Raw genomic sequence first — 14,993 nt, 5'->3', positions numbered from 1 at the left:
CGGCAGCCATAGCGTCGAAGCATGACCTTCGACATCGCTGCCGACGAGGCGAACCGACCTGTGGCCCCCCGCCCGACAGGGGTCCGCGCAGCCGAGCGCGCCCTCGCACCAGACCTCGCCCGGGGCCTGATGCTGCTGTTCATCGCGATGTCGAACACGGCGTTCCACCTGTGGAATTCGGAGTACGGGCCATCGGGCTGGCAGCCGGTGAACGGCGGCTGGCTGGACCACACGGTGCAGTTCGCGATGATCGTGGGCCTGGACCTCCGGATCTATCCGCTGTTCGCGTTCCTGTTCGGGTACGGAATGATGCAGCTGTATCTGCGCCAGACGGCGACCGGCACGTCCGGGCGGAAGGCGGCCGCGCTGCTGCGCAAGCGGAGCCTGTGGATGCTGGTCATAGGGCTGGCGCACGCGTGGTTGCTGATGGCGGGGGACATCGTCGGGTACTACGGGCTGCTGAGCCTGGGCCTCGGCTGGCTGTTCCTGCGGCGCGGGGACCGGGCGCTGAAGTGGTGGATCTGGATATCCGTGACGGTGACGGTCGCGGCGGCGGTGCAGCCGGTCGTGACGGCGGCGCTCCAGGGCGAGTTGGGCTCGCTGGGGGACGCGGGGGCGGATCCGGGGAGCGAGGCGTACGGGGCGGGCGAGGAGAGCTGGCTGACGGCGGCGGGCACGCGCATGATGACCAGCTTCTTCCTGGTGGGCGTCGCCGCACCCCTCGTGCTGGTGACCGGCGGTGGCTTCATCTTCCTGCTGGGCTTCTGGGCGGCACGGCGCCGCATCCTGGAGGAGCCGGGCAAGCACCTGAAGCTGTTGCGGGGCACGGCGATCGTCGGGATAGCGGTCGGCTGGCTGGGCGGACTGCCCGCGGCCCTGGCGCACGTCGGGGCGCTGGACGTACCGGCGGATGTGGAGAGCGAGTCGGGCGCGCTGATGGCGCTGCGGGACGTCACGGGCAGCGCGGCGGGTCTCGGGTACGTGGCGCTGGTGGCCCTGTTCGTCCACTGGTGGACGCGGCGGCAGGAGCGGCAGCGCGGGGACAAGTCGGCCAAGGCCGTCATGGCGATCTCAGCCGTGGGCAAGCGCTCCCTGTCCTGCTATCTCACGCACTCCCTCCTCTTCGCCCCGCTGCTCGCCGCCTGGGGCCTGGGCCTCGGCAAGCACCTGACCAGCGCGACCATGGTGCTCTTCGCGGTGGGTGTGTGGCTGGTGACGGTCGCGGGGGCGTACGCCCTGGAGATACGGGGGAAGCGCGGCCCCGCGGAGACACTCCTGCGGCGCCTGATGTACGGGAAACGGATGTGAGCGTTCCCGCCCGTCTGCGCTTATCATCTGGCTGGATTTGATCTTTTGGCGGCTATTCCGGGCATCCGGACCTCCGGTTCGCCCGGTCCGCCATGGGAAGTGGGGGGACCACATGCGCCGCAGAGCGCTCACCGCGGCCGCCGTATGCGCGGCCGCACTCGTCGGGACGACAGGGCTGGCACCCGCCGCCCTGGCCGCACCGACGGCGGACACATCAAGCAAGCAGGCGGGCACCGCAGCCACGCGGGGAGACACGGCAGACGCCAAGGCCGACTTCAACGGCGACGGTTTCCCGGACCTCGCCATCGGCGCCCACACCGCCACCGTGGGCGACATCAAGCGCGCGGGCGTCGTCACCGTGGCGTACGGCTCGGCGACGGGCCTGAAGTACGAGACGGCGGGCATTCTCAGCCAGGCCACCCCGGGCGTCCCGGGCGAGCCGGTCGCGGACGGGAAGTGGCGCGAGGTCAGCGCCGCGGGGGACCTGGACGGCGACGGGTACGACGACCTGGTCGTGCACTACCTCCAGAAGAACATGGTGCTGTGGGGGAGCAAGGACGGCATCACGGGCGAGGGCACCGCCCTGCCGCCCGGCAACTACACCTCGGCCTCGCCGAAGCTGCTCGGCGGCGGCATGGGCGTGGGTGACGTCAACGGCGACGGCGTCGACGACTTCGTGAGCCGCGCCGCCGACGGCCACTCCTACGGCGTGACGGCCCTGCTCGGCCCGCTGAACCGCACCACGGGCAAGCCGGCCGGGGTGTGGCACCGCGCCGTGGACAAGGAGGACAAGCTCGTCATCGGCACGGTGTACGTGGGCGACCTCACGGGCGACGGCATCGACGACGTCGTGGCCAGCGGCGGCGTCGTCCTCGGCAGCGGCAAGCCGGGCGGGTTCGTGCTGAAGGGCTCCGCCGACGGCTGGGTCAAGGGCAGCGAGTTCGGCGGCCCGTACGTGCGCGAGGACTCCATGCCCTCCGCGTTCGGCGACCTGAACAAGGACGGCTACCAGGACCTGGTCACGGGCTACCCCCGCCAGAACAAGGTCTACGTGACGTACGGCGGCAAGGACGGCGTCAGCACCACCGTGAAGTCCCGCGCGTACACGCAGGCCAGCGCGGGCGTCCCCGGTGCCGAGGAAGCGGGCGACAAGTTCGGCTCGTCCCTCGCCATCGGCGACACCGACCGCGACGGCCACCCGGACCTGGTCGTCGGCGCCTCGTACGAGACCGGCTCCGACGCCGCCGCCACCGGCTCGGGCGCGATCACCGTGCTGCGCGGCAGCGCCGACGGCATCACCACGACCGGCGCCGCCTCGTTCACGCAGAACTCACGTGGCATACCGAGCACTTCGGAGAAGGACGACCACTTCGGCGCCTCGGTGGCCGTGGTCGGCTCGGGCACCGACGGCGCCACGGAGCTGTACGTCGGCGGCAACGGCGAGGACGGCTTCAAGGGCCGCGTCTGGAAGCTCGCCACCGGCGCCTCCGGTGTGACCGGCGAGGGCGCCACCAGCTTCCACCTCGGCACGGTCGGCGGCCCCGTGACCGGCGGCAACTTCGGCTACCGGATGGCGGGCTGACCATGACCAGCAGAAGCGCCAGAAGCAACAGAAGCAACAGAGTCGGCGGATCCAACAGGCCCAGCAGGAGCGCCAGTTCGGCCCTCCTGGGCGGTGCGCTCGTCTCCGCCCTCGCCCTGGGCGCCGCCGCACCGGGCGCCCAGGCGACCACGCCCACCACACCCAGCGCGGTCACCAAGGCGCCCACGCCCGCGAACGCCGTCCCGACCGGACTCGGACCCTGGGCCGCGCCCAAGGAACTGCCGGGCGTCACGGGCGTCGTCGACCTGAAGGCGACCTCGGGCGGTACGGTCGCCGGGCTCTTCACGCAGGACGGCAAGACCGTCCTGTCGGTGCGGCCCGCGGGCAGCACCACCTGGGGCCCCGCCACGCCCGCGCCGGGCGCCACGCTCCAGCGCACCGACGACGGCGCGCTCTCGCTGCTGTCGTGGACGGACGCGGGCGACAACGGCAGCCGCACCCTGAAGCTGTCCCGCATCGCCCCCGACGGCAAGGACTTCGGGCCCGCCGAGGACGTCACCACCGGCACGCTCGCCCGCGACTGGGCGCACTCGCGCACGCAGTTGACCACGCTCGCCGCCAACGCCAAGGGCCACCAGGCCGTCGCGTGGATGGACGCCGAGCACCGCCTGACGGTCGTCGACCGCAGCGGCCCGGACGGCGAGTGGTCCGCACCCAAGACCCTCGACCGGCTCCCCGACCCGATCGTCCGCGAGGACAACGTCTACAACTACGTCCTGTGGGACCTGCGCGTCGCCGTGGACCCCACGGGCACCGTCGGCGTGATCTGGGGCGGCAACAGCTACTACACGGGCGACGGCGTCGACCCGGACCCGTCGGCGTACAAGTGGCACTACAAGTTCCTGGAGAAGCCCGCAGCCGGCGGCTCCTCCTGGAGCGCGCCGCGCGACCTGCCGCAGCTCGGCGAGAAGCCGAAGCAGGTCACGCTCGCCGCCCACCCGAAGGGCGGCTTCCACCTGCTCGCGAACGGCGCCTACGCCCGCAAGACGGCCGACGCGACCGAGTGGGGCGCGGCCGAGCAGACCGGAGTGGGGGCACGGACGTACGCGCCCGCCGAACTGCTCACCACCCCGAACGGCGACGTCACGGCGGTCGGCTTCATCGGCAAGGGCACCCCGGGCGTCGCCACCCGCCCCGCCGACAAGGGCAGTTGGGGCGGGCCCCGCAAGCTCGCCTCGTACGTCGACCCCGAGTCACTGGGCGCGGCGGCCACGGCGAACGGCACCGTCGTCGTCACGTACACCCAGAAGCGCTTCGAACTCGGCCGCACCGTCCGCAAGGACTTCGTCGCGCAGACCGTCAAGGGCGGCGACCTGTCCAAGCCGCGCACCCTCAGCGCGCAGACGAAGGACAGCGCGAGCACCGGCCTCGTCGCCGCCGACGACAAGGGCCGCCCGGTGGCGGTGTGGACGCAGCAGGCCGCCGACGGCAAGCGCGCCACGTACACGGCGACCACGGGCACCCGCGCGAAGCCGCAGTGGCACGACTACGCCGACGACTCCCGAGGGGACGTCGTCGGCCTGTCGCTCAGCGACTCGATGAAGCTGTACACGGGCGACGCCACGAACCCCACGGAGACGTTCTACGCCTCCCCCTGGGACGACAAGGCGCGCGTCGTGCCGTTCGGCGACGCCGACGGGGACCGCTGCAACGACCTGATCGTGCGCCTTCCCGACGGCGAGGCCCGCCTCTACACCCCGGTGTGCGGCGGCCTGCCCACCCCGGACTCGCCGTACCAGCGTCTGGCCCGGGACTGGAGCAAGTACGACACGCTCCTCGCGAGCGGCGACCAGACCGGCGACGGCCGCCCGGACCTGCTGGCCCGCGACAAGGCCACCGGGGACGTGTACGTGTACGCCCACGACGGGGCGGCGGGCTTCAAGCCCCGGGTGAAGGTCCGTTCCGCCTGGACCGGCTACACCCGCGTGATCGGCGCGGGCGACCTCAACGGCGACGGCATCGGCGACGTCCTCGCCCTCGACAAGTCCGGCGAGCTGTGGCGCTACGACGGCCTGCGCACCGGCAAGTTCGAGGACCGCGTCCGCGTCTTCAAGGACTGGGGCGCTTCGTACAAGGACGTCATCGGCGCCGGTGACGTCAACGGCGACGGCAAGCACGACCTGCTGGCGCGCGACACGAGCGGCCGCCTGTGGCTCAACGCGGGCAAGGGCAACGGGACGTTCGGCAACCGGGTCGCGTCCGGCGAGGCGCCGTACTGGAAGCAGTGGGCTTCCCTGGGCTAGCCCAGGGAAGCCCCTCGGCGGCAGCCCCAGGGCTGCCCGGCGGTCGCCGCACCCCGCGGCGGCCGCCTCAGCCGACCGCCGTCTTGATGAGCTGCCCGATGCGGACCTCATCGGCGGCGGTCAGCTCCGTCAGGGCGAACACGGTCGGCCACATGGTGCCGTCGTCGAGCCCGGTCGCCTCGTCGCTGAAGCCCAGCGTGGCGTAGCGCGTCTTGAACTTCTGCGCGGCCTGGAAGAAGCACAGGACCTTGCCGTTCCTGGCGTACGCGGGCATCCCGTACCAGAGCTTGGGCGTCAGCTCCGGCGCGTTCGCCTTCACGATCTCGTGGATCCGCTCGGCGAGCACCCGGTCCGCCTCCGGCATCTCAGCGATCTTCGCGAGCACGTCGACCTCCGGATCCGCCTTCGCCGAGCGCGAGCCGCGCCGCGAGGAGGCCTTCAACTCCTTCGCGCGTTCCTTCATGGCGGCCCGCTCCTCCTCGGTGAACCCCTCGTGCTTCTCACTCTGCTCGACGGCGGCGGCGCTCTTGGTGGTCTTCTTGGCGGTAGCCATGACAGTTCCTCTCAGAAGGACTTGGGGACGAAGGGCTGACGAGCGAAGGGCTTACGAGCGGCGGACTTGCGGACGTGCGACGTCAGGCGAGCCAGTGGCCGTCGCGCATGAGGTCGCGGCCCTGGATCTCGTTCGCCTCGCGCCAGGCCTGGATGCGCCGGGGCCGGATGCGGAAGTACTGGTAGGGCTCGTCGAGCTCGCGCGGGTCGAAGCCGGTCTTTGCGGCGAACGTGTCGCCCGTGCCGGGGGCGAGGTCGGCGAGGTCGACCGGTTCGGCGGTGCCCTGGACGGCGACCACGTCACGGGTCGGCCCGAGGCCGAGGCGCACCTGGCCGTCGGCGAGGAGGTTACGGCCGGTGACCGAGGCGCGCGGCGTGGAGATGAGGAAGGCGGTGCCGTCCCAGGAGTACGAGAGCGGGACGAGGTGGGCGCCCGCGGGGCCGGACGTGGCGACCCAGACGTCGATGTCGCCCTCCAGCCGTGCGCGGGTGTCCCGCAGCCTCTCCGCCAGCGGGCGCGGCCCGGCGGGCGTCAGATCGGCCTGTTCCTTCGCGGCGGTGCGGGCCTGGGCCCAGGCGGGACTGCACATGCGGCGGCCCCCTCAGCCCTGGAGTTCCTGGATGCGGATGAGGTTGCCCGCGGGGTCGCGGAAGGCGCAGTCGCGGACGCCGTAGGGCTGCTCGGTGGGCTCCTGGACGACCTCGGCGTCGGCGGCCTGGACCTTCGCGAAGGTGCCGTCGAGGTCGTGCGTGGCCAGCAGGATCCAGCCATACGTGCCCTTGGCCATCATCTCGGCGATCACGCGGCGCTCGTCCTCGGTGATCCCGGGGTCGGCGGCGGGCGGCGCGAGCAGGATGGACATGTCGGGCTGGCCGGCGGGGCCGACGGTGATCCAGCGCATCGCGCCCTGGCCGACGTCGGTGCGGACCTCGAAGCCGAGGGCGTCGCGGTAGAAGGCGACGGAGGCGTCCGGGTCGGTGTGCGGAAGGGCCGTGGTGTGAATGGTGATGTCCATGGCTGATATTTAACTGCGGCCCGGAGACCGGCGCTTCTCGATTCCTGACCGGTCACCGGGGCCCTGGCTCAGACGGCGCCCGTGAGCCGGTTCGCGAGGGTCGACATCGTGTACGTACCGATGCCCATGACGACCTCCAGGGCGTTGCGCTCCGTGTAGCCGTGCGCCAGGAACGCCTTCACGTCGGCGTCGTCCACGCCACCGGCGCGCTCAAGGACGCGGAGCGTGAACTGCCGTACCGCTTCGAGGCGTTCATGCCCCTCGGGCAGCTCCCCGCCCTCCCGGAGCGCGGCCACGAGCGCCGCGTCGGCGCCGAGCTTGCGCAGCTTGCCGGTGTGCAGCGTGACGCACACGTGGCAGTCGTTGCGCACGGCGATCGTCATGATGACGGTCTCGCGGGCCAGCGGGTCCAGCATCGTGCTCTCGAACTTCGCGCTCAACTCCAGGAAGCCGGTGAGCAGTTCGGGCGACTCGGCGAGCCGCCCGACGGCGTCCGGCAGCACGCCGAAGGCCCGTACGACGCCCTCCATGGCGGGGCGGGAGGCTTCCGGGGCGGTCTCAAGGGTGTGTGCGGCGAACAATCCGGCCCCCTAAAATGGACAACATGGTTGACGATAAGAAGGTAAACCAGGTTGTCGAAAAAGGGAAGGGGCCGACTCAGGGGTCGGCGCGCCCGGAGCAGGGGGCCACGGGGGCACCGGCGAGCACGGCGGCACCGGAAGCCGCAGCCGCGCCCGCCCCCGACCGCCCCGGCTACGAGCTGCCCCTCCTCCTCTTCGCCGGATTCCGCACCCTCATCGACCGTCTGCACGCCGACCTCGCCCGCCAGGGCCACCCCGACCTGCGCCCCGCGCACGGCTTCGCGATGCAGGCCGTCGGCGCGGGCGGGGCGAGCGCCAGCGAGATCGGGCGGCGCCTCGGCGTCACCAAGCAGGCGGCGGGCAAGACCGTGGACCGCCTGGTCGCCCTCGGGTACGCCGAGCGCGCCGACGACCCGGCCGACGCCCGCCGCAAACTGGTCCGCCTCACCCCGCACGGCCTGGACGCCCTCGCCCGCTCGGCGGCGGTCTTCGACGAGCTGCGCGCGGAGTGGGCCCACACGGTCGGCGCCCACCGCCTCGCGGCCTTGGAGGACGACCTCCGCGCGGTCGTCCCTCCGGAGGCGTTCCGCCTGGACGCGGCGGGGTGGCTGGGCGGGGCGTGACGTCGCCTCCGTGCGTATCGTTGTACTGCGCGGCTGCGGGGATTCGAACGGCGGCCGGGGAGGAGCGCCACGATGACCGTCGCAGAGACCGGCAGGTTCGAAATGGCCGACGATGACGCCGCCGAGTGGGGCTTGGACGAATGGTTCGAGCTGATCGAGCGGGCGATCCCCGAGGGAATCAAGGCGGAAGTCGTCGAGGGGGCCGTCTCCATGGTGCCGCAGCGCAACGTGCACTGGCAGATCATCCGAAGGATCCTCTACGCACTGGATGACAGGTTCAGCCGGGACGTGATGGCGATGACGGACGTACGCATCGACTTCCCCGGGTACCAGAACGGCTTCTGCCCGGACATGGCCAAGCTCCGCGACGGAGCAAAGCCGGACGAGGAAGGGCGCTGGCGCTACGAGGACGTGGAGTTCGTCGCCGAGGTCATCTCCCGAGGCACAGGAATGAACGACTACGGCCCGAAGAAGGCCACCTACGCCGAAGCCGGTGTCGCCGTCTACTTCATCGCCGACCCCTACCAGGGCCGCTGTCACGTCTACACCAACCCCAAGGACGGCGAGTACCTCACCGAGTCGAGGGCCTCCTTCGGCGACGAGATCGACCTGACCGGCACCGTCGTCGACCTCGTCCTCAAGACCTCCGACTTCCCCCGCGACTGACCACCCCCGCCCCCACACCCCCTTGTCTAGAGCCCACTCCACCCCGTTGGCTAAGACCCCATGAAGTACACACAGCTCGGCCGCACCGGACTCAAGGTAAGCCGCCTCACTCTCGGCACGATGAACTTCGGGCCGCAGACCGGGGAGGCGGAGAGCCACGCCATCATGGACGCCGCGCTCGCCGCGGGCATCAACTTCTTCGACACCGCCAACACCTACGGCTGGCACGAGAACAAGGGCCGCACCGAGGAGATCATCGGCACCTGGTTCGCGCAGGGCGGTGACCGTCGCGACAAGGTCGTGCTCGCCACGAAGGTGTACGGCAACATGACGCCGGACGGCGTCGCCCCCTGGCCGAACCACGACAAGCTCTCGGCGGTCAACATCCGCCGCTCCGTGGAGGCCTCCCTCAAGCGCCTGCAGACCGACTACATCGACATCTACCAGTTCCACCACATCGACCGGAACACCCCGTTCGAGGAGATCTGGCAGGCCGTCGACGTCCTCGTCCAGCAGGGCAAGATCCTGTACGCGGGCTCCAGCAACTTCCCCGGCTACAAGATCGCCCAGGCGAACGAGCTGGCCGCCCGCCGCGGCGGCTACGGCCTGGTCACCGAGCAGTGCCTCTACAACCTCGCGGAGCGCCGCGCCGAGATGGAGGTCCTGCCCGCCGCCCGGGACTACGGCCTCGGCGTCATCCCCTGGTCCCCGCTGCACGGCGGGCTGCTCGGCGGCGTCCTGAAGAAGGAGGTCGAGGGCGGCCGCCGCGCCTCGGGCCGGGCCGCGTCGGCCCTCACCGACCCCGCGACACGCGCGCAGGTCCAGGCGTACGAGGACCTGCTCGACAAGCACGGCCTGCACCCCGGCGAGGTCGCCCTGGCCTGGCTGCTCACCCGCCCCGGCGTCACCGGCCCGATCGTCGGCCCGCGCACGGCGGACCAGCTCGACTCGGCCGTACGGGCCGTCGAGCTGAAGCTGAGCAAGGACGTGCTCCTGTCGCTCGACGAGATCTTCCCCGGCCCGGGTCCGTCCCCGGAGGCCTTCGCCTGGTGAAGGGGCTCGTCATCGCCTGGTGAGAGGGCCTGTCCCTGGTGAGGGCTCCTGTCCCTGGTGAGGGGTTGCGTCCCCGGTGAGGGGTTCCGTTCCCGGTGAGGGGCCCCGCCCCCGGTGAGGGAGCCATCGCCCGGTGAGGGCTTCCCTCCCCGGTGAGGGGCTCTCACCCCGGTGACGGCGGCGGGACACACGCACGCGCTCGCGGCGGCCTCGGCTATTGGCCGAGCGCCGCCGCGAGCGCCACGACGACGAACATCAGCACGAGCACACCGGCCATGATCCGGTTCCTGGTCTTGGGGTTCACGCCATCGAGGTTAACCGGCCGCGTCCGCGCCCTTCGCGGCGCCTCCCAGCGGCCACCGCCCCACCGCCTCGTACCGTGGCCGCTCCCCCGGCACCCCGCTCGTGGGCAGATTGCTGCGTACGAGCACCAGCTCGGGCACGGTCCAGGGGGTGCCGGCGAAGGCGCTCAGCGCTTCGACGTACGGCGTGAAGTCCGCGTCGCCGCGCGAGCGGGCCAGCGTCAGGTGCGGGCGGTAGGGCCGGTGCTCGGTCATCGTGACGCCCGCCTTCCACGCGGCCGCCTCCGCCCGCCCCGCCAGGATCCGCAGCTCGGCGACCGCGCCGCCCGCCCCGGCCCACAGCGCCCTGCCACCGAAGTGACCGCCGCCGCGCAGCGACAGCGCGAACGGCGCCGTGCGCCGCGCCGCCCGCTCCATGCGCTCGCACACCCCCGGCACCACCTCGTCGGGCACCTCGGCCAGGAACGCCAGCGTGAAGTGCCAGTTCTCCCGGCTCGACCACCGCACTCCGTCGGGGCCCGGCAGCTCCCTCAACCCCGCCACCACACCGGCCAGTTCGTCCGCCACCTGCTCCGGAGGCAGCACCGCCGCGAAAAGTCTCATGCGACTAGCCTGCCTCCATGGACGATTTGGATCACTCCGATTCCGTACGCATCCGCGCCGCCGGACCCGCCGACGTCCCCGCCTTCCTCGGCATCCTCGACGACGCCGTCGCCTGGCTGGTGTCCCGGGGCCACACGAAGCAGTGGGGCACCGAGCCGCTGTCGCGGAACCCGAAGGTCGTCGAGGCGATCGAGAAGTACGTGGCCACGGGCTCGCCGTGGATCGCCGAGGTCGGCGGGGAGCCCGCGGGGATGCTGATGCTCACCGACGGCCCCGGCTCCTACGTTCCCCCGGTCGCCGAGCCCGAGCAGTACGTCCACTACCTGGCCACCGACCACCGCTTCGGCGGCCTGGGCGTGGGCCGCGCCCTCCTGGCCCACGCCGCGGCCGAGACCCGGAGGAAGGGCATCTCCCTGCTCCGGGTCGACTGCTACGCGGGCAACGAGGGCCGCCTCGTCGCGTACTACGAGAGCAACGGCTTCGTGAGGACGGAGTCCTTCACGGAGAAGGACGGCACGTGGCCGGGCCAGGTCCTGGAGATGCGCCTGTAAGCACCCAGGTGGCGCCCCGAAGGGGCGCGGGGAACTGCGCGACCAGCCCCCACCGGGCAGCAGCCCGACGAGAACGCGCAGTCCCCCACCATCCGCTATGCCGCAGGCGCCAACTCCCGCTCCCGGGCGACGAACTCCACGTGGGTGCGGCCCCGCCGCAGGTCCACCTTCAACCGGAGGTTGGCCGCGCGCGCCAGCATCAGGCCGACCCCGAGCGCGGCGACAGCCACGATCAGCCCGCCCAACGCGAAGCTCACGCGCACGCCATACGCATCGGTGAGCCACCCGAACAACGGCCCGCCGAAGGGCGTACCGCCCACGAACACCATCATGAACAGGCTCATCACCCGCCCCCGCATCTCAGGGTCGGTGGCCATCTGCACCGAGGAGTTGGCGGTGACGTTGACGGTGAGCCCGATGGCGCCGACCGGCACGAGCAGCGCGGCGAAGGCGTACGCACTGGGCACCGCCGCGACGGCGATCAGCGCGACGCCGAACAGACCGGCCGCGCCCGCGAGCATCCGAAGCCGCGAGGACCGCCGCCGAGCGGCGAGCAGCGCCCCGATCAGCGACCCCGCCCCCATCAGCGTGGTGAACAGGGCGTACATGCCGGAGCCGCCGTGGAAGACGTCGTCGGCGTACGCGCTCAGCCAGATCGGGAAGTTGAAGCCGAACGTGCCGATGAAGCCGATGAGCACGATCGGCCAGATCAGCTCCGGGTGCCGGGAGACGTAGTTCAGGCCCTCGCGGAGCTGCCCCTTGCGGCCGCGGGGCGCGAGCGGGCTGCGGGTCAGCTCGGCGGTGCGGATGAGGAGGAGTCCGGTCAGCGGCGCGAGGAAGGACAGGCCGTTGGCGAGGAACGCCCAGCCGGGGCCGACGGCGGCCGTGACGAGGCCCGCGACGGCCGGGCCGATGAGGCGCGCGGACTGGAAGTTCGCGGAGTTCAGCGAGACGGCGTTGCGGAGCTGGTCGGGGCCGACCAGCTCGGACACGAAGGACTGCCGGGTCGGGTTGTCGACGACGGTCACCAGGCCGGTGAAGAACGCGGTGACGTACACATGCCAGACCTGGACGTGTCCGGAGAGCGTCATCGCGGCCAGGAAGAGGCCGCCCACACCCATGGCGCCCTGAGTGAAGAAGAGCAGGTTCCGCTTGGCGAACCGGTCGGCGATGACCCCGCCGTACAGGCCGAAGAGCAGCATCGGCAGGAACTGCATCGCGGTCGTCACGCCGACGGCGGCGGACGACCCGGTGAGGCTGAGCACCAGCCAGTCCTGGGTGATGCGGGCCATCCAGGTGCCGGTGTTGGAGACGGCGGCTCCCGCAGCGAACAGCCGGTAGTTCCGGATGTGCAGGGAGCTGAACATGGACGTCTTGTGGGGGCGGACAGGTTTGTCGAGGGCGGTTGGTGCGGGGGCGGAGTCTGCTCCGGATCCCGTACTCAAAAGGGTTCGCCTCCTTGGCGTCGGGTCAGAGGTGGGCCAGCTTCTCCAGGACCGGCGCGGCGGCGCGCAGCGCCTCCCACTCGTCCTCGTCGAGGTCGGCGGCGAGGTTCGCGAGCCACGCGTTCCGCTTGCGGCGGCTCTCCTCGAGCATGGCTTCGGCCTGCTCGGTCTGGGTCACCACCTTCTGGCGGCGGTCCTCCGGGTGCGGTTCGAGCCTGACCAGGCCCTTGGCTTCCAGGAGCGCGACGATGCGGGTCATCGACGGCGGCTGCACATGCTCCTTGCGGGCGAGTTCACCCGGTGTGGCGCTGCCACAGCGGGCGAGGGTACCGAGCACCGACATCTCGGTGGGGCTCAGCGACTCGTCGACCCGCTGGTGCTTGAGTCGACGGGAGAGGCGCATCACGGCGGAGCGCAGCGAGTTCACGGCGGCAGCGTTGTCGCCATGGGAGAGGTCCGGCATGTTCTTTAGCGTAACTCATTACCCTAACTAAAGACCACTCGGTTACCCACGAGGGAAGCCCGGGTTGCCCGTGATCTGGCACACAGAACCCTCTCGTCACCCAAATGAGTGAGCTGGATTCGGAAAGCCGGGCGTCCCCCACGAGAGGGCGGCAACGCTGTCCTCATGGGATCGACAGTGCTCAGCCTGCGGATAGACGGCGATCTGCTCGACCGGATCCGGCAGCACGCCGCGAAAAGAGGAATGAGCGTCCAGGACTATGTGGCCCGGACGCTCATCCGTGATGACTTCGACGAGCGATTCAAGTCGTCCGTCGAGGCGACGGAGAAGTTCTACGCCTAGGGGGGGACGCCCAAGGGCACCGCCGGGGCCCCCGCCCCCGGCCCGCACCCGCGACCCGCGCCCCTTCGGGGTGCTACGTGAGACCGAGCGCCGGCATCAGGTAGTAGAAGGCGAACACGGCGGACACCGCGTACATCGCGACCGGCACCTCACGGCCCCGTCCGGCCGCGAGCCGCAGCACGGTGAAGGCGATGAAGCCCATGCCGATGCCGTTCGTGATCGAGTACGTGAACGGCATCATCAGCATCGTCACGAACGCCGGGATCGCGATGGTGTAGTCGCTCCAGTCGATCGCACCGATCGAGCCGGACAGGATCAGGAAGCCGACCGCGAGCAGCGCGGGCGTGGCCGCCTGCGAGGGCACCATCGTGGCGAGCGGCGTGAGGAACAGCGCCACGGCGAACAGGCCGCCGGTGACGACGTTGGCGAGGCCGGTCCGCGCGCCCTCGCCGACGCCCGCCGTGGACTCCACGAAGCAGGTGGTGGCCGACGCGGAGGAGGCGCCGCCCGCGGCGACCGCGATGCCGTCGACGAAGAGCACCTTGTTGATGCCGGGCATGTTGCCCTTGTCGTCGGTCAGGTGGGCCTCGTCGCCGATGCCCATGATCGTGCCCATCGCGTCGAAGAAGCACGACAGGAGCACGGTGAAGACGAAGAGCACGCCCGTGAGCACGCCGACCTTGTCGAAGCCGCCGAACAGGCTGATCTCACCGACCAGGCCGAAGTCGGGCGTGGAGACCGGGTTGCCGGGCCACTCCGGCGTCGTCAGGCCCCAGGACGGCACGTCCGCGACCGAGTGGATGATCATGGCCAGGATCGTCATGGCGATGATCGAAAGGAGGATCGCGCCCGGCACCTTGCGCACCAGGAGCACCAGCGTGAGCAGCACGCCGAGGACGAAGACGAGGACCGGCCAGCCGTTGAGGTGACCGTCGCCGCCGAGCTGGAGCGGCACGGTGGTGTGCGCGGCGTCGGGGATGCGCGAGACGAAGCCCGCGTCGACGAGGCCGATCAGCATGATGAACAGGCCGATGCCGATCGCGATGCCCTTGCGCAGCCCCAACGGCACGGCGCTCATCACGCGCTCCCGCAGGCCGGTGGCCACGAGCAGCATCACCACGAAGCCCGCGAGGACGACCATGCCCATGGCGTCCGGCCAGGACATCCGGGGCGCCAGTTGCAGGGCGACCACGGTGTTCACGCCGAGTCCGGCGGCGAGGGCGATCGGTACGTTGCCGATGACGCCCATGAGCAGCGTGGTGAACGCGGCCGTGAGGACGGTGGCGGTGACCAGCTGCTTGTTGTCGAGCTGGTGGCCGTACATGTCCTTGGCGCTGCCGAGGATGATCGGGTTCAGCACGATGATGTAGGCCATCGCGAAGAAGGTGGCGAAGCCGCCCCGTACTTCCCTGGCCAGGGTCGAGCCCCGCTCCGTGATCTTGAAGAAGCCGTCGAGCCCGCCCTGCGGGGAATTCGGGGGCTGCTTGGCGTCGACCGGAGCGCTGGCCGAGGGGGACATGCGGGACCTCATGACCTCTGTGGAACGGAATGGGCCGGGCTTGTGCGAAATTGTGTCTTCGTACGAAAGCAACTGGCCATTAAGAAGCCGTTTCAGTATGAATACATGAACGAGAAATGGCCA

16 protein-coding genes are annotated in these 14,993 nt (G+C 71.0%); 8 read left to right on the top strand and 8 right to left on the bottom strand.

Features of this window, described 5'->3' with window-relative positions; translation table 11 throughout:
• Positions 1–21 precede the first annotated feature (21 nt).
• The 3 genes from ACZ6BG_RS23230 (at position 22) to ACZ6BG_RS23220 (ending at position 5,154) form a co-directional block, all read left to right on the top strand.
• Positions 22–1,308 carry a DUF418 domain-containing protein gene (locus ACZ6BG_RS23230; RefSeq protein ID WP_469004423.1) on the top strand — a complete coding sequence of 429 codons (1,287 nt, stop codon included), beginning with the start codon at positions 22–24 and terminating at the stop codon, positions 1,306–1,308.
• 112 nt (positions 1,309–1,420) lie between these two features.
• Entirely contained in the window at positions 1,421–2,890 is a 1,470-nt protein-coding gene (locus ACZ6BG_RS23225) for an FG-GAP and VCBS repeat-containing protein (protein ID WP_469004422.1), read from the top strand.
• 2 nt (positions 2,891–2,892) lie between these two features.
• Entirely contained in the window at positions 2,893–5,154 is a 2,262-nt protein-coding gene (locus tag ACZ6BG_RS23220) for an FG-GAP repeat domain-containing protein (protein WP_469004420.1), read from the top strand.
• A 67-nt stretch (positions 5,155–5,221) separates the two neighbouring features.
• Here ACZ6BG_RS23220 and ACZ6BG_RS23215 read toward each other — a convergent pair whose 3' ends face one another.
• The 4 genes from ACZ6BG_RS23215 to ACZ6BG_RS23200 form a co-directional block, all read right to left on the bottom strand.
• Positions 5,222–5,707, bottom strand: coding sequence for an iron chaperone (locus tag ACZ6BG_RS23215; protein WP_469004418.1), 486 nt, complete (start codon positions 5,705–5,707; stop codon positions 5,222–5,224).
• Positions 5,708–5,789: 82 nt separating this feature from the next.
• On the bottom strand, positions 5,790–6,242 hold the full coding sequence (locus ACZ6BG_RS23210; protein ID WP_468457542.1) for a pyridoxamine 5'-phosphate oxidase family protein: 453 nt from the start codon (positions 6,240–6,242) through the stop codon (positions 5,790–5,792).
• Between the two features lie 66 nt (positions 6,243–6,308).
• Positions 6,309–6,722: a VOC family protein gene (locus ACZ6BG_RS23205; RefSeq protein ID WP_469004416.1), complete on the bottom strand. Its 414-nt coding sequence runs from the start codon at positions 6,720–6,722 to the stop codon at positions 6,309–6,311.
• 68 nt (positions 6,723–6,790) lie between these two features.
• On the bottom strand, positions 6,791–7,252 hold the full coding sequence (locus tag ACZ6BG_RS23200) for a carboxymuconolactone decarboxylase family protein (protein ID WP_469005223.1): 462 nt from the start codon (positions 7,250–7,252) through the stop codon (positions 6,791–6,793).
• Between the two features lie 65 nt (positions 7,253–7,317).
• Between ACZ6BG_RS23200 and ACZ6BG_RS23195 the strand changes: the two genes are divergently transcribed.
• From ACZ6BG_RS23195 to ACZ6BG_RS23185, 3 genes are all read left to right on the top strand, one after another.
• On the top strand, positions 7,318–7,926 hold the full coding sequence (locus tag ACZ6BG_RS23195) for a MarR family winged helix-turn-helix transcriptional regulator (RefSeq protein WP_469004413.1): 609 nt from the start codon (positions 7,318–7,320) through the stop codon (positions 7,924–7,926).
• Positions 7,927–7,998: 72 nt separating this feature from the next.
• The gene (locus tag ACZ6BG_RS23190; RefSeq protein ID WP_469004411.1) at positions 7,999–8,592 is read left to right on the top strand and encodes a Uma2 family endonuclease; all 594 of its coding nucleotides are present in this window, start codon (positions 7,999–8,001) and stop codon (positions 8,590–8,592) included.
• A gap of 60 nt (positions 8,593–8,652) precedes the next feature.
• The gene (locus tag ACZ6BG_RS23185; protein WP_469004409.1) at positions 8,653–9,645 is read left to right on the top strand and encodes an aldo/keto reductase; all 993 of its coding nucleotides are present in this window, start codon (positions 8,653–8,655) and stop codon (positions 9,643–9,645) included.
• A 314-nt stretch (positions 9,646–9,959) separates the two neighbouring features.
• Here the strand turns inward: ACZ6BG_RS23185 and thpR are convergent, their stop codons facing one another.
• Positions 9,960–10,550 carry an RNA 2',3'-cyclic phosphodiesterase gene (gene thpR / locus ACZ6BG_RS23180; RefSeq protein WP_469004407.1) on the bottom strand — a complete coding sequence of 197 codons (591 nt, stop codon included), beginning with the start codon at positions 10,548–10,550 and terminating at the stop codon, positions 9,960–9,962.
• A 17-nt stretch (positions 10,551–10,567) separates the two neighbouring features.
• Between thpR and ACZ6BG_RS23175 the strand changes: the two genes are divergently transcribed.
• Positions 10,568–11,101 (top strand): GNAT family N-acetyltransferase, encoded by a 534-nt coding sequence (locus ACZ6BG_RS23175; protein ID WP_469004404.1) that lies wholly within the window; start codon positions 10,568–10,570, stop codon positions 11,099–11,101.
• A gap of 95 nt (positions 11,102–11,196) precedes the next feature.
• On the opposite strand, the gene ACZ6BG_RS23170 is transcribed toward ACZ6BG_RS23175, so the two are convergent.
• Together ACZ6BG_RS23170 and ACZ6BG_RS23165 are read right to left on the bottom strand one after the other, a co-directional pair.
• The gene (locus ACZ6BG_RS23170; RefSeq protein ID WP_468457327.1) at positions 11,197–12,546 is read right to left on the bottom strand and encodes an MFS transporter; all 1,350 of its coding nucleotides are present in this window, start codon (positions 12,544–12,546) and stop codon (positions 11,197–11,199) included.
• A gap of 25 nt (positions 12,547–12,571) precedes the next feature.
• Complete coding sequence (locus ACZ6BG_RS23165; protein WP_030361471.1) at positions 12,572–13,009, bottom strand: MarR family winged helix-turn-helix transcriptional regulator; 438 nt, start codon at positions 13,007–13,009, stop codon at positions 12,572–12,574.
• Between the two features lie 165 nt (positions 13,010–13,174).
• Here ACZ6BG_RS23165 and ACZ6BG_RS23160 point away from each other — a divergent pair, with 165 nt between their 5' ends.
• Complete coding sequence (locus ACZ6BG_RS23160; RefSeq protein ID WP_289949335.1) at positions 13,175–13,351, top strand: ribbon-helix-helix protein, CopG family; 177 nt, start codon at positions 13,175–13,177, stop codon at positions 13,349–13,351.
• Between the two features lie 73 nt (positions 13,352–13,424).
• Here ACZ6BG_RS23160 and ACZ6BG_RS23155 read toward each other — a convergent pair whose 3' ends face one another.
• A complete protein-coding gene (locus ACZ6BG_RS23155) occupies positions 13,425–14,870 on the bottom strand; it encodes an NCS2 family permease (protein ID WP_469004401.1) in 1,446 nt (481 codons plus the stop codon).
• Positions 14,871–14,993 lie beyond the last annotated feature (123 nt).

This window comes from Streptomyces sp. NPDC041205, from assembly GCF_055591765.1.
This window is presented reverse-complemented; position numbering and strand designations above follow the sequence as displayed.

Bases quoted from the DNA above. Each gene is read 5' to 3' on its own strand.
- ACZ6BG_RS23165 (WP_030361471.1), bottom strand. From the start codon at position 13,009: ATGCCGGACCTCTCCCATGGCGACAACGCTGCCGCCGTGAACTCGCTG.
- ACZ6BG_RS23155 (WP_469004401.1), bottom strand. From the start codon at position 14,870: ATGTCCCCCTCGGCCAGCGCTCCGGTCGACGCCAAGCAGCCCCCGAAT.
- ACZ6BG_RS23215 (WP_469004418.1), bottom strand. From the start codon at position 5,707: ATGGCTACCGCCAAGAAGACCACCAAGAGCGCCGCCGCCGTCGAGCAG.
- ACZ6BG_RS23190 (WP_469004411.1), top strand. From the start codon at position 7,999: ATGACCGTCGCAGAGACCGGCAGGTTCGAAATGGCCGACGATGACGCC.
- ACZ6BG_RS23160 (WP_289949335.1), top strand. From the start codon at position 13,175: ATGGGATCGACAGTGCTCAGCCTGCGGATAGACGGCGATCTGCTCGAC.
- ACZ6BG_RS23175 (WP_469004404.1), top strand. From the start codon at position 10,568: ATGGACGATTTGGATCACTCCGATTCCGTACGCATCCGCGCCGCCGGA.
- ACZ6BG_RS23230 (WP_469004423.1), top strand. From the start codon at position 22: ATGACCTTCGACATCGCTGCCGACGAGGCGAACCGACCTGTGGCCCCC.
- ACZ6BG_RS23220 (WP_469004420.1), top strand. From the start codon at position 2,893: ATGACCAGCAGAAGCGCCAGAAGCAACAGAAGCAACAGAGTCGGCGGA.
- thpR (WP_469004407.1), bottom strand. From the start codon at position 10,550: ATGAGACTTTTCGCGGCGGTGCTGCCTCCGGAGCAGGTGGCGGACGAA.
- ACZ6BG_RS23185 (WP_469004409.1), top strand. From the start codon at position 8,653: ATGAAGTACACACAGCTCGGCCGCACCGGACTCAAGGTAAGCCGCCTC.
- ACZ6BG_RS23205 (WP_469004416.1), bottom strand. From the start codon at position 6,722: ATGGACATCACCATTCACACCACGGCCCTTCCGCACACCGACCCGGAC.
- ACZ6BG_RS23225 (WP_469004422.1), top strand. From the start codon at position 1,421: ATGCGCCGCAGAGCGCTCACCGCGGCCGCCGTATGCGCGGCCGCACTC.
- ACZ6BG_RS23195 (WP_469004413.1), top strand. From the start codon at position 7,318: ATGGACAACATGGTTGACGATAAGAAGGTAAACCAGGTTGTCGAAAAA.
- ACZ6BG_RS23200 (WP_469005223.1), bottom strand. From the start codon at position 7,252: ATGGAGGGCGTCGTACGGGCCTTCGGCGTGCTGCCGGACGCCGTCGGG.